At 51.8% G+C, this 13354-nt stretch carries 13 protein-coding genes and 1 pseudogene; 2 read left to right on the top strand and 12 right to left on the bottom strand.

All coding sequences use genetic code 11. The features are described 5' to 3' along the window. Positions 1-573 precede the first annotated feature (573 nt). Positions 574-708, bottom strand: a complete 135-nt coding sequence (locus ACR0AH_RS18165) for a hypothetical protein (RefSeq protein ID WP_480593102.1) — start codon at positions 706-708, stop codon at positions 574-576. Positions 709-737: 29 nt separating this feature from the next. Here ACR0AH_RS18165 and ACR0AH_RS18160 point away from each other — a divergent pair. Next, positions 738-1001 (top strand): annotated as a pseudogene (locus ACR0AH_RS18160) (transposase); the annotation flags it as partial. 345 nt (positions 1002-1346) lie between these two features. Here the strand turns inward: ACR0AH_RS18160 and ACR0AH_RS18155 are convergent. The 9 genes from ACR0AH_RS18155 to gntH form a co-directional block, all read right to left on the bottom strand. Further along, positions 1347-1526, bottom strand: coding sequence for a DUF3291 domain-containing protein (locus ACR0AH_RS18155; RefSeq protein ID WP_480593098.1), 180 nt, complete (start codon positions 1524-1526; stop codon positions 1347-1349). A 212-nt stretch (positions 1527-1738) separates the two neighbouring features. Next, positions 1739-3280 carry a phospholipase D family protein gene (locus tag ACR0AH_RS18150; protein ID WP_480593096.1) on the bottom strand — a complete coding sequence of 514 codons (1542 nt, stop codon included), beginning with the start codon at positions 3278-3280 and terminating at the stop codon, positions 1739-1741. 51 nt (positions 3281-3331) lie between these two features. After that, entirely contained in the window at positions 3332-4441 is a 1110-nt protein-coding gene (locus tag ACR0AH_RS18145; RefSeq protein ID WP_480593094.1) for an HlyD family secretion protein, read from the bottom strand. A gap of 40 nt (positions 4442-4481) precedes the next feature. Next, positions 4482-5141, bottom strand: coding sequence for a hypothetical protein (locus ACR0AH_RS18140; RefSeq protein WP_480593091.1), 660 nt, complete (start codon positions 5139-5141; stop codon positions 4482-4484). A gap of 38 nt (positions 5142-5179) precedes the next feature. Then, the gene (locus ACR0AH_RS18135) at positions 5180-6073 is read right to left on the bottom strand and encodes a bile acid:sodium symporter family protein (RefSeq protein ID WP_480593089.1); all 894 of its coding nucleotides are present in this window, start codon (positions 6071-6073) and stop codon (positions 5180-5182) included. After that, a complete protein-coding gene (locus tag ACR0AH_RS18130) occupies positions 6073-6498 on the bottom strand; it encodes a YidH family protein (protein ID WP_152456708.1) in 426 nt (141 codons plus the stop codon). The genes ACR0AH_RS18135 and ACR0AH_RS18130 overlap by 1 nt, the downstream gene beginning before the upstream one ends. Positions 6499-6518: 20 nt before the next feature. After that, positions 6519-6866: a DUF1622 domain-containing protein gene (locus ACR0AH_RS18125; RefSeq protein ID WP_152456707.1), complete on the bottom strand. Its 348-nt coding sequence runs from the start codon at positions 6864-6866 to the stop codon at positions 6519-6521. A 5-nt stretch (positions 6867-6871) separates the two neighbouring features. After that, positions 6872-7900 (bottom strand): CobW family GTP-binding protein, encoded by a 1029-nt coding sequence (locus ACR0AH_RS18120; protein ID WP_480593086.1) that lies wholly within the window; start codon positions 7898-7900, stop codon positions 6872-6874. Between the two features lie 78 nt (positions 7901-7978). Further along, positions 7979-9274 carry a guanitoxin biosynthesis MBL fold metallo-hydrolase GntH gene (gntH, locus tag ACR0AH_RS18115; protein WP_152456705.1) on the bottom strand — a complete coding sequence of 432 codons (1296 nt, stop codon included), beginning with the start codon at positions 9272-9274 and terminating at the stop codon, positions 7979-7981. Between the two features lie 732 nt (positions 9275-10006). On the opposite strand from gntH, the gene ACR0AH_RS18110 reads away from it, so the two are divergent. Next, positions 10007-11077 (top strand): tetratricopeptide repeat protein, encoded by a 1071-nt coding sequence (locus ACR0AH_RS18110; protein WP_480593085.1) that lies wholly within the window; start codon positions 10007-10009, stop codon positions 11075-11077. 273 nt (positions 11078-11350) lie between these two features. Here the strand turns inward: ACR0AH_RS18110 and ACR0AH_RS18105 are convergent, their stop codons facing one another. Together ACR0AH_RS18105 and ACR0AH_RS18100 are read right to left on the bottom strand one after the other, a co-directional pair. Next, positions 11351-12532 carry an MFS transporter gene (locus ACR0AH_RS18105; RefSeq protein ID WP_480593082.1) on the bottom strand — a complete coding sequence of 394 codons (1182 nt, stop codon included), beginning with the start codon at positions 12530-12532 and terminating at the stop codon, positions 11351-11353. Next, positions 12529-13281: a DeoR/GlpR family DNA-binding transcription regulator gene (locus ACR0AH_RS18100; protein ID WP_480593081.1), complete on the bottom strand. Its 753-nt coding sequence runs from the start codon at positions 13279-13281 to the stop codon at positions 12529-12531. The genes ACR0AH_RS18105 and ACR0AH_RS18100 overlap by 4 nt, the downstream gene beginning before the upstream one ends. Positions 13282-13354: the final 73 nt, after the last annotated feature.

Below are 13354 nucleotides of genomic sequence, written 5' to 3'. Positions count from 1 at the left end.
AACCAATGATAAATTGCCCGCAGCTATCGAAGCTGAGGATAATAGTCCTGCGATGCGAAGAACGATTTCACCATGAGGTCAGCGATAAGGCACCCAAGAGCGCAGAGTCAACGATATTGCTGCCTATAGGCTATGATGCAGCACTCTTTAGGAATGGGCTCAATCCGAACATGTGTCGCTTTCTGAACGAATTGCCGCTTCGGATCGCGAGACTGCAAACGCTGTATAATTGCGACTTATGTTAAATCTCGAACTCCCGGCTTTCTGCCACAAAACCGGTGCGCGTTTTCGACAGTTTCAGGAAAACGAATGTTTCTTCCGGTGATGTCTTGAAGGACGATGTGCGCAGTATCACTATTAGACTAAGCGTCCTAAAACCAAGTCTTGTTCATTGTTTTCACTCCCTGATTGGCTGCGTTCCAAGCCACAGCAGCTCACCGAAGCAAATCAAAAGCCCGCAAGCGAGCTTGATGCCGAACCGGTTGCGAAGGTCGGCACCAATATCGACCGGCCGGTCATCAATCTTTATCGACCCCATATCACCTCCGGGGATTGTCTGATTGTCACTGGGTATCAGGATTTCTTGTCTTCGCTGTCGATTTTGATGAAAGAATTGCCCGAACTGCGGGTTCTGGAAAACGACAGCGATATCCGGATACGGATATCGTTCGGGATCGACACTGAGCCTCCCCAACTGATCTGGTCCACCGTTATGTTTAGGGAACGGAGGACCACGAATGGCAAACAAGCGACCGAAGCCCGAAGAGATTGTCTCGAAGTTACGGCAGGTTGAAGTTCTGATGGGGCAAGACATGTCCCGTCTTGATGCGATCAGACAGATCGGCGTTGTTGAACAAACCTATTACCGCTGGCGAAAGAAGTACGGCGGAATGGGTGTAGATCAGTTGAAAGAACTGAAGCGGCTTCAGAAAGAGAACGAGCGGTTGAGACGCGCGGTGTCTGATCTGACTCTGGACAAGCTGATCCTGACGGAAGGAGCCTAGGTTCATTGTATCCTGACTACGTCATCGAAGTTGATGGGAAGCCCAAAGTAGCGGTCGAAATAAACGCGCACAGGACGAGAGTAGAAAGACAGTTCGCAATAAATACACTTGGCTATCTTTGGCTCCTTAGGAGACTTGTACCAGAGGCGCTCTTAGTCGTACCTCAAGACTCTGGTTATGACCTGAAGCATCTGGCAAAGCTCCGAGATGAAATTGGTCTTGATGGAATTCGTTTCGCAACCTTACCAGAAGCTGGAGCCAGGCGTTTTGAAGACTTGGTGGTTCAGCAGTAAATAAAAGCACCAAAGGATAGTCGATCCAGATTTGTAGTCGCCGAGCTGCTTATTTAACAACCATATCTTTGCCAGTTGCAAAGTCGTAAGCCTCCGGACTTGGCCCGCCTGCTCTCAACCGAAGAAGTTTTTCCTTTCCTTCTGTCAGGCGCGGGATATGGCCAGCCCGGATTGGCCAGATATTCGTCTGTCGAGTAGCAGCCCGAACCGGACATTCAAAACTGGACATTGCAACTTCCGGCATGCGGACAATGCGGCCGTCGAATCAGCATTTGTGATTGGCCGTGATCCGCTTTCTAGCTCCATTCACTCCCTTTCTTGCTCAAAATCGGCAAAATCTGAAACAGTCTAGCGCTACGTTGAATACTAAAAAGGCGCATTGGTACGGAATGGAAGAGGGAGCATGACCTTTTCAATAATACAACCAATTCAAAAAACTGCTCACAGCATCCATTCTACCGGTAGCCACCTGACGACTGTAGTAAGACCTCTCTGTAGTCCATTGGTTTCCGGATCCGTAGTATGCACAGTGACTGTGCCATCTTGTTCTTCTTGAACCCAAATCATTTCGTTGCCGTTATTGAGCTTAACGCGATAAGAAAATTCCGGTTTGTTCAATTGCTCTGTCAGTGATGCAGCAATCGTTGGACTTTCGATCATGATGCCCATTTCAGTGTTGAGATGCGCAGACCTTGGATCGAGATTAAAAGAGCCAATAAAGATCCGCTCGCCATCCGCCCCAAAGGTTTTTGCATGCAGCCCTGATGCCGACCCAGCTAGGATCTCTGGCAGGCTTCTGTCGCGATGTTCCCGCCGCAAGGCTCGTAGCTCCAGCAGTTCTACTCCACTATTCAACAAATCATATCTGTAACGCATATACGCAGCGTGAACTGGCATGACGTCTGTCGCGTCCAAAGAATTGGTCAAGATACGGACCCTAACACCTGACTTGGCCAACTCCTCCAAGACCTTAGAGCCTCTTTCGCCAGGAATAAAATATGCCGAAACAAGGTCCAGTGAAGTCCGTGAGCTCTTAGCGAATTCGATCAGTTGTTCGACCAATAGGTCTTCACTTTTGACTTCGCCCAAGCCCTTCGCCGGATCGTCGACAAAAAGTGTAACCTCGCTCCAATCAAACTTCAGAGTATGTGCTGCGATGTTGTCGGCCAGTTCACTTTCCTGAATTGCTTTTTGGTAACCTGCGCCAACGGCGGTTCGCCGTGCCGCATCCGCCTTAGCTTGCAGACTGCCTACGGCTGGAGGATCTAAGAATAGTCCAGCATCGTAAGAAGATGCACTGTTCCAATAAGCGTCGAATGATTTCGAAACATCGTCCACAATCGGCCCGATGGCAATCGCATCTAAATCAAGGTAGTGCGTTCCACCCCCATAGTCGAAATAGATGTCGCCGATGTTGCGCCCCCCAACAATCGTTGCGACCCCATCGACAGTCATCGACTTATTGTGCATCCGCCGGTTTAGTCGGCTGAAGTCAAATGCGTAAGAGAGCAACTTGGGTTTTCTCAGCGTAAACGGATTGAAAATACGCACATTCGCGTTGGGGAGCGTGTCTAGCTCTGAAAGTAGATCGTCCAACCCTGAGATACCGTTGTCATCGACCAGTAGTCTGACGCGAACACCGCGTTCTGCTGCCGCCCTAAGCTCGTCAAGGAGCATGAGACCTGTTACGTCATCTTGCCATATATAGTATTGCGCATCGATTGAGGAGGTAGCTTCTCTCGCAAGGATAGCCCTGGCTGCAAATGCGGCGCGTCCATCGCCCAAAGGCCGAACTCCGTCGAGACCGGGGTTGCGATTAAGAGCATATTGAATGGTTTCGCCCAATGCTCCAGCCCAATCGGCGTCCAGTTTCAGCGTTTGCCGCGAAAAATTCTGCTCAGGCAGCGGAAAAGCCAACCTTAAGCAAACTACGGTGAGTGCAATCACTGTTGTCGCAATCAAGCATACTCTGATCAGCCGCATTTAGTTTCCTATGTTTGCAAGGCCGGGTTGCCCCTTTTGTCGAATTTGGGCTCAGATGTAGTTGAGTTTCTTGTTGATCCAAAACAGGATTTCCGCCAGCACTGAGATTGCGCCAGCCCCTTCGGTTATTACCAAAGCGGTTCCTGACACACCAAGCTTTGCACGATCAGACGGAAGGCCTTCTGGGATATCGATAGTTACAATGTAGCTCGACGCGCCTGTAAGTTCGCGCATGCTAGGCAGCCCGCCCCTCGTATCCAACGTGCCCTCTCGTGTTCCCGGAGGGATTGACCGTATTGTGGTCTCAAATTCCTGACCTGGCATAGTGCCCAAAGCAATCCGGATCGTATCGCCAACGGCCACGTTGGGATAGCTGCTTTGCGGCAACGCCGCAATGAGCAGCCGATCTGAAGGGAGTAGAAAATTCACGGCGCCTTGTAACGTCGTAACACGATTGCCTGGGCGGAGTGAGAGCGCCGTTACAACACCGTCATCCGGCGCTCGAACGACCGTCTGCTGCAACGCCCACTCAGCTTGGGCCAGCGCCTCCTGAACTTCAACGACACCGACGTCGACTCCGTCCACCTGAGCCGCGATGCGTCGTTCGAGGCTCTGCCTACGCGCTTGTGCTGCTCGCAGCCCGGCTTCAAGTTGCTCAATCGTTGAAACGGCTTCCTGCAATTGGAACTCAGCTGCAGCACCGCGTCCGGTAAGCTGGACGATGTCATCGCGACGCTGCACACCGAAAGAAAGTTGGGCTTCAAGAGAATCAATTTCTGCAAGCGCCGCCGCATAGTCTGTCTGTAACTGGTCTGCTGCGGACTGTGCTGATGCGAGCGAGGCTTGAAGTCGGGCAACTTCAGCCGCGTAGGTGGTGTCATCTATTCGAAACAACACATCACCCTTCGCCACCGGTTGGTTTGCCGTGACCGCTACTTCAGTGACTGGGCCGGATACGTTCGGTGCAATGTTGATGACAGCACCTTGCACGGACACAGTCCCGGATGGTGTCGTGTGGTTTAAGGCTCCAACAACAACCAACGCGATGACCAAAGCTCCACCGTACACGACTGTCTTGAAGAACCCGTTCCAAGGCAGGATTTTGAGCTTCGCAAAAACCAGCCAAACAATACCAAAATAAAGACCGAGAATAATGAGCATCGTGAATTGCCCTCACCGTGTTTCTTTTGTTCAGTTGCCGTCAAAACTCGTGCGTATAGCTGATACCAACCAGATCACGTGTTCCGAAAGTGTTGTCGATATGGCTGCCAAATACGCTGATGCTGTCGTTCGGCGACGCATTGAAGGTAACGCCCGCACCAACGGTGTACCCAGAGTAATCGTTGGAACCGGCAGATAGGACACCACCGGTCTTCACAACCCATCGTTCTGACAATGGCTTGAGGCCAAGTATACCGATATACCCGCCCTTGCTGGCAATTTCAGCGGGAAAGGCATCAGCAAACTCAATATCGCTATTGCCGATCCGACCGTCGGTATAGTTTGCTCCCAGTGCCGGGAACAAAAGCCATCCTTTAGGCTGAAAGCCCAACGCGGCAAGCGGCACAAAGGTCCCTATGGCGTATTGCGTTTGTTTGACGCCACCTTCCAGCTCTTGCTCGGACGCTGAGAAATTAACTATTCCAAAATCGAAGAGATAAGAGCCACCAACGCGCCACTGATCGTCTTCTGAGACCGAGACGTTGATCTTCGTTACGGGCCCGAAAGCAACCGAGCCGAATACGGTGCCAAAGTCACTATAACGAACGCCGATTTTCGTTACGATCTTTGTCGGATCATCCGATAGTTTTTCGTCTTCTCCGGTCTGAGCCCAAGAAGTGGAAGCAGCAATAGCGAGCATGGTTGCAAGATATTTTCGCGATGTCGTTCGCCCAATCGTCATGCATTGGTGCCTCTGTCATCACTACCAGATTGGCTATGCCGTTTTCTTGCCACTACGCAGGCAATAGTGAATACAAGGTTGATTGGAACCATCAGCATCATGAAGGCCAGAACGCTCGTTGAATAGGCCGGATCAAAGCAGCACGCATCCACAAGTAGATAGACAAGACCGACATTGCGAAGGTTTGTGCAGGTCGCAAGGACCTGCCGATACTCCTTATTCTCGCCGCCTAAAAACCAGCCGAGCGCCATTAGGGACAGAATGAAAACCAATATCGCGATCAGGCTCGAAGGCCCCAATCCAACAGCGGCTTCCTGCCGGATGCTGATGCTTGCTACGACAGATGCAATGAAGGAGACTGTCGATATAAGCATCGCCGGTTTGTAGATATGCTCGGCGACATCCGGGTAAAATCGTCGGATCAAAAACCCAAGAAGCAAGGGAATTCCGATCACACCCACGATGCGGATCATTAGTTGGTCCCAAGCGACACGTTCCAGCGCGGCGGTTGGCAAAACGACCTGAGCGGCCGACGGCGCAAGAACCAAGCCGATGATTGAAAGTAAAACCAGCAGGGCCCCGGCCGCGCTGACTTGTCCCGGCGCTTTGGTCGAAAATTGGACCGCGTTGATGCCGCCGGGGGCGACTGCCAACAAAAACAAAACGGCGCTAACTGATCGTGGTAGTGGGAAGACCCCGATAATCAGGATTGCAATGACGGGCGGTATGAAGACATTTGCAGCAAGAAGGCGCGTTAGTCTTTCACGTTCCAGAACCGTTGCACCCATTTCGCGCAGCGTTGCACTCATCCCGATGCAAAGCATGGCTAGAGTAATGAAGATATGGATGAATAGGGTGACGGATTGCTCAAACGGCAGCGGCGACTCCATCACAGCGGTTCCACATTCCAAAGGATGCTGATCGTAGCGTAAATAGCGACCGCCAAGATCAACCCGGCTGAGACCAGCGCAGGTGAAATCGGAAATGGCTTTCCGGAGATATCAGAGATCCGCTTAAGAAAAGTAATTTGCTGTATGATGGCGACAGATAGCATTATTACCGCCAGTATCAGCATGAATAATCCGACAAAACGTGCATGTTCTATCGGAACCTCTTCCAACCCAGGTACATCAGTCAAAATTCTGAATAGTGCGGGTATAGAGAAGCCAAAACCAACGAGCGACGTAGCCGTTCTCATATATCCCATGGTCGTCCTGTCCGAAGCGAGCCGGGACCGCTCGAACGCCAGATCTGTTCGTTCGCCGGCCAACTGATTGTTAGAACGCTGCGGCATGTCCTCGTCGTCAAAGTCCATTGGAGGCCTCAGTTAGAAAATCAGGTTTCACTTGGTTTATCCTCGACTCTCTCCTCGCGAATTTCCCGAACGAGGAAATAGTCGAGAAAGGTTCGGACGAAGGCGATGGCTGTCAGTTTCGCCAATTCTTCGATTGTTGGGTCTGTTGCAGTCGCTATAATATCCGCGCCTAGTTGCAGTTCGAGCGCCACAATCAGGTATTTTCCAAGGATGCGCCGTGCGACAGGCTCGGCATCCGACTTCCGATGCATAATGAACGCTCGTGCAAAGGCGATGCCTCCAGCAGCAACAACGATGACGCTCGCCGCTTCGAATAGAACCTGGATGTAGCTCGCCGCTTGAACGATCAGGATTTCCAACTCATGCATGGTCACTATCCTGTTGCGACAGTTACAACTTCGCTATTTTCGTTCCCGACAGACGAACCAGAGCAAGCATCGAACAACTCACACAAGTGCGCTTGATCAAGAGTTGTTTTGTGTGCGATGGCAACGATCCGGTTTGCCGGATCCTCGCCCCCCCAAGGGCGGTCTTTCGTCAACTCGACCCGCCGCCCGACAACTTGCAGCAAATAACGGCTGTTCGGGTCGTCATCCAGGTAAACAAATCCCTTGCAGCGATAGATATTTGAAGGCAGTTCTCTCTTGATCATTCGTTCCAATGCTTTGCGCTGCAATGGCGCGTCGCGCGTATAACTCCAGGTGCTGAAGAAAGAACCGTGATTGTGCTTATGATGATGTTCGTGGTCGTGGCTATGCGCTTGATCAGCCATTGCGCGAGAAACATCGAAACGACCGACAGACAGCAGGATTTCGAGTGGAACGTTACATTTGACGGCAGGAACGATGCGAACCCTTGAGAAGAAGCCGTCTATCCACCTCTTTACCTTTGCAGTTTCCTCGACTCCTGCCAAATCAACTTTGTTAAGGATTACAAGATCCGCAAATCCGATCTGCTGCAGCTTGAGCTTGGCAAGGTCCGGGTCGTCATAAGTAAAGACTTGATCGGCGTCGACGACACACGTCACACTGTCAAGCCGTATCAGATCGCGATATGCTGAATCCACGAAGGTCATATAGATGCTTGCCGGATCTGCAACTCCGCTGGCTTCAAGCAGTATGTACTCAATGGGATCATCACGCTCGATCAACGCTGCGACCGACTCAACGAGATCATCTCGGATTTGACAACAGACGCAGCCGTTCGCGAGGCTAATCATCCCATCTTCGACGTCGACAACCAGTTCTGCATCGACATTGATCGAGCCGAAATCATTCACAAGAATGCCAATTTTCAACCCATGTTCACCCTTTAAAATCCGGTTCAGCAGAGTAGTTTTTCCCGCACCCAGAAACCCTGTTAGGATCGTCAGCGGGACAGGTTCTTTTGGGGCGTTGTTCATGGCTACATCCTTTTGCAAGAACTGTGATCGCGCCGCGTGGCTAAGAAACGCGGCGCTTATTTTTAGTCAATAATCAGATCAATCCGTATGATCGCGCGCAGCAATCAGGGCGTGGAGGTCGAAGCGGAAAGTTTCTTCGTCGTAGTGCTGCGTCAGTGGACGGAGTACGTCCTCAGGCATGTAGAGGGCCGGATCTAGTTCCCGTTCCCGCAGGAAGGCATCCTGTTGTTCCTCACGCGGCAAACGCGGTTTCGGAATCTGAATGTAATCCGGCATCTCGCCATCCGGGAACGGTATCGTTCTGGGATCTGGTGGCTGCATCGCCGGCATTTCCGGACGCAGGGCCATACGTTCCCAGATACGATCCTTTGTGACGTTGATTACCTTGGTGTCTGGTCCACCAAAGAGGAATAGACCATCCCAATGCGCGCGAATTTCCGCGATGGCTTCGCCCGCCGATTCCTCGGTGTAGTGGCAGATCACACCGGCCCGAGGTTGAATTTCGTTCATCAGATATCCCGCCGCATAGTAAGGCGTGTGGTAGGTATCCAGAGTGAATTCCAGAACTTCTTTGGGCGTGCCGTATTTGTAGTTGAGTAGTTGCGGTAGATCGGCTTGTCCTTCGGTCACGAAAATATCGCAGCCTTTCGCAAACTCGATTGTGCTTTCATCAGGGCGCCCGTCGCCTGTCCAGACAAAGGACAATCCGGCTTCTTCCCAATCCACGCGATATGCTGACGCACCGCTTTTCACGTGGCTTCGCGCCCAGTGCGTGACTTTCAAACCGGGTTCTTCCAGAACCACGCCGCCTTCGTCTTTGTAGTCGAACTCAACAACTTCGGTGTCGTAGCCGGCGCCAATCGGGCAGTGGTCAAAGTTCTCAAGATGCCATGTCATCATCTCATGCATCTTGTCGACCATATATTGGGTGCCCGTCTCTGGCCGGTCACCTGATGGGCCGAAAATGCGCAAACCATTGCGCCAGCCTCCCGACCATGCGCGGAACGGCATGAAGTAGGGCAAGTCTGCATAGTGGTCGACGTGCAAGTGGCTGATGAAGATGTCGCGCACCATCGGCGGCAAAATGCCAAGCTGAATAATATTCCTTACGCAGCCATTGCCGAAATCAAAGAACAGGCGGCGCGGGAATGGAGTACCGTTCCCCAGCTCCAAGACAATGCATGTGCCGGACTGTACCATCGTCGGAGGCCAAGGCGTGCTACCCGGAAAACAAATCCGCATCTCGCCTTTTGGCAAAAGCTCGTTGGGTGGGAAAAAGTTGTTGCTTGTACAGCCGGGTGTCGGCCGGAAATACTCCGGCAGCGTAATGCCACCGCCGGGGCGTTGCCCGTAAGGGTTGCGTGATTGGCTCATTTTTGGATCCTCCGAGAGTTTTTTTGGTGCACAGTTTTTTGTTTTTTCTTGGTTCCTGAAGACAAGGACCTGCGTTTCCTAACCATCGCCGATATCAACTAGCATCGCTGAGCCTCTGCGTAAGTCGTCGAATTTCGGACAGCAGCTCGTCTCGAACAGTCTCCCATTCTTTTCGTACAGGAGACTTTTCTGGTGAGAGGGCTACATGCTTAAGAACTTCATCAAGGTCTTCCACCGCTTCACGTATATTTTCGTTCCTTAGCGCTCGGGACAGAGCCGCCTCGGAATACTCAGGTATGAGGGCGTGGAGTTCCCTGCAGTTCATGGTTGAGTGTGGCCTTTTTGTATTCACTTTAGCCAATATGTTAGAAGGTGGGTGGAGCGGAAAGAAAGTGAGTTACGGTGAGCTAGGGGTGAGTTCAGCTTAGATTCAGAGAGGCGGGATGGTCATTAAAACACTGAAAAAAATAAGAAAATGGATGTGAGTCTGGGGAAATGATAGAGGCTGAAGAAATTAGGCGAACACTTGAGCGGGTCCTTTCATCCGCAGAGTTTGCTGGCTCACCCAGGCTGCAGTCCTTCCTAAGATACATTGTCGAACAGGAACTTGACGGTCACGGGCGCTCCATAAAGGGCAAAGTTATCGCGACAGATGTCTACGATAAGGAGCTTGACGAGACCGGTGGGGCACTAAACCTCGTTCGGGTTGAGGCCCGTCGCCTTAGGCGTGCGTTGGAGAACTACTACAGTGACGCGGGCAAATCAGACCCTTTACGCATAACTATGCAAACCGGGGGGTATCGACCACAATTTGAACCATCCGTCGCGACGAAGCCAAGTAGCGGGCAAAGCCAGTCGGCATCATCGCACTCTGGCGGTTTCTGGCGTCGCAAATTCCTGTTACCGCTCATCGGAACAACGCTTTTGTTGGCATGTGTCCTAGGATATTTTGGACTACGCGGTTCCCAATCGAACACACAGTTCGCAACCAATAAATACCCCGCAGAATTGGCTGCGCTTCGGGAGAAGTCATTCACCAGTGTTCAGGCTGCAAACTTAGCTGAGCAAACACGGGGATTGTTTTTTCCTTTGTTCGACCTCCGACGGCAAGCCATTAACTTGGAAACGTTTCGGTATGTGATTGACCTCGATCCGCAACTTGCTGCAGGTTATGCGGGTTCGGCCCAGGTGCTCACACTTAAGTCACTTCTGACAAGCGATGCTGACGCTTCAACCGCTTTAGTTGCTGAAGCTTTGGAAATGGCAGAACGCGCTACCACGCTAGATCCCTTGGATGGTTGGTCGCAAGCCGCTCATGGCTGGACCCTTGCTGTGACTGGAGATAGTGAAGGAGCGCTTAGACGTGCCCGAATTGCCTTGGATCTTAGCCCTCAAGACGGACATACTTTGGATCTGATAGGCATCACGGCCCTAGTTGTAGATGATCCTGTGTTAATGGCCGAAGTTTCTAATCCACAACGGTCTCGACTAGGCGTGGGTCGTTTCGCATACAACAACATCTATGGGGCTGCACAACTTATGTTGGAGAACTATGGTGAAGTCATCGATGCCTTTTCCAAAGCAGCAGAGCGAGGCCATCCTGTGAGTCCGCCAAGCCTCTTTTTGCTCGCCACCGCCTATCACGAAACAGGTAATACTGTGGGGGCGGAGAAGGCAATTGTCGAAATGCTGGACACTTGGCCAGACTTCCCTGCCCGCAGCGTCGTAGAACGTTTTTTTGTGAAAGATCGTGAGACTCGTTCACGTGTGCTATCCGTGCTTGATCTTTATTCACCAAGTTGAGTTAGCGGACGTGAAGCGAGCCGAAGGGTTAACAGCCTTAATACTGTTGTTTTCGCCGCCCCAGTCGCGAGTACTCATACGCTTTTTCTCCGAGCCGTTGCGCGCGATCAATTGGGAAAACCAGAATAAGCAAAACGGCTCGTCGCTAAAATGCGTATGGCATGAGTTTTCGCCGACAGGATTTTCCACAACGACGTCAATACGCGAAATATGATACTGGAAACACTACGTAGATAATGATGAAACGTATCGCGGCTATTGCCTATGTTGGGTTCAGACTTTTGCCACCAGTCTCGCGAAAATCGGAACAGATACCATTAGCAGCGCAAGCATCCAGAATGCCGTCGCCAGCGTCGATGCCCCAGATATGAAACCAATCAACGCTGGCCCCATAAGGATGCCCGCGTATCCCGTAGTAGTAACCGAGGCGATAGCAATCCCAGGTGGCATCAAGTTTTGACGTCCAGCAACGCTGAATAGGATCGGCACCAAATTTGCGGCTCCGAGCCCGATCAAGACGAACCCAAGCAGGGCTACAACCGAATTGGTCGACAGAAGAATGCTCGCGATACCAATGATCGCGAGTGATCCGCCAACCATCAGAACGAGATATTCGCCACATCGCTCAACAATTCGGTCACCAGTCAGGCGGGCCAGTACCATTGCGATTGAGAACAGGATATAGCCCACGCCAGCGCTCTCGGGTTCGGCGAGTTCAAGATCAATGATCAGAAGAGCGCCCCAATCCAGCAGGGCACCTTCGACCAAAAACGTGATTGCGGCCAAAATGGCTAATAGCAAAACAATCCCACGCGGAACGACAATGGGTTCCGGATCTTTGCCACTGACCTCCAAAAACCGGGAGCGGGCCAGCAGCATAGAAGCCAACGCCACGATAGCCCCCAGAATGGAACAAGTCAGCACTGGGATGGAGAATGACAACAACAGTGTAACCAAACCAGCTCCGAAAAACCCACCAATGCTGAATTGGGCGTGAAAGTTCGACATAAGGGGGCGACTTTCGATAGCTTCAATTTCCGCGCCATGTACATTCATTGCAACGTCGATGGTCCCAAGTGACGCTCCGAAAACGAATAAAGCTGCACCCAAAGCTATTGGCGTTTGCGATAGTGCCAGAAGGGGAAGCATGGCGATCAAACCATAGCCTCCAAGCAAAATAAGTGGACGCGCTCCACTGCGCGCTGCCAAGACACCGGTAACCGGCATGGCGACTATGGATCCAAATCCAAGACAAAGCAGGAGTAACCCAAATTGAGTTTTGTCGACGTCAACGGATTCTTTGAAAAAGGGGAAAAGGGGCGCACAACAGGCCAAAGAAAAACCCGCAGTAAAAAAGGCCAAACGTGTGGCTAAACGCGCCGAGTTTGTAGCCGAATGATCAGTCGGCCGGCCAATTCTCGGGGTCAGTTCACTTACACGAGAACTATCGCTCATTTGGTCACCACACGCGTATGGGATGCGATCAAATCTGTTGTCGCGTTGTGTGAATCTGTGACAACAGCATCTATCTCTAAGAGCGCTACTGTTCGATGACGGGCTCTGAGGCCGATCTTCGCGTGACTAGTTACAACAATAGTGCGGCTTGCGGCGCGGTGCATTGCCTTCTTCATCATGGCTTCTTCTGCATCGTCCGAGCTTAAACCGAACTCAGCATCCAAACCGCACGCTCCCAGAATGGCAACATCTGCCGTGACATCCCCAACCCGTTCGATTGCGGTGCCTCCTGTCGCAATGCCGCCTTGCGGCCTTAGGCTACCACCCAAAACATAGACCGAAACGTTCTTTTGCTGGCAGCCAATCGCAATCCAGGGCGACGGTGTGATCACAAGGCGACCCTCTTCCTGGGGCAGGTGTTCGACTATGGCAAGCGTTGTAGTACCTCCATCGATCAGGAGTGTCGCCGCACTGCCGATCTCTCGGATAGCGGCTGAAACCAGCTTCCGGTTAGGCGCAACATCTCCCGATAGTCTTTTATGCAACGGCGGTGCCGGAGTGGATAAAGGCACTGCACCACCGCGAACGCGTTGGGCCTTTCCCTCTGCTTCGAGGGCGAGAATATCCCGCCGGATCGTATCAACTGACACGTCAAATTCTAGAGCAGCCTCGACCGCAATGACTTGCTGACCTTCCTGCAAGCGCCGAGCCAGTTCGAGTTGTCGTGTGTCTGGGACATTCAGATTCATGCAGAAACCTTCAGGATATTGCAAAAAACCGCATATGCTGTTATGCGACGTCCGTCAATACTGAATAGATGCG

It is taken from the genome of Ruegeria sp. AM5 (assembly GCF_056540645.1).
The sequence above is the reverse complement of the archived record's forward strand: the minus strand, read 5'-3'. Positions and strand labels throughout refer to the sequence as shown.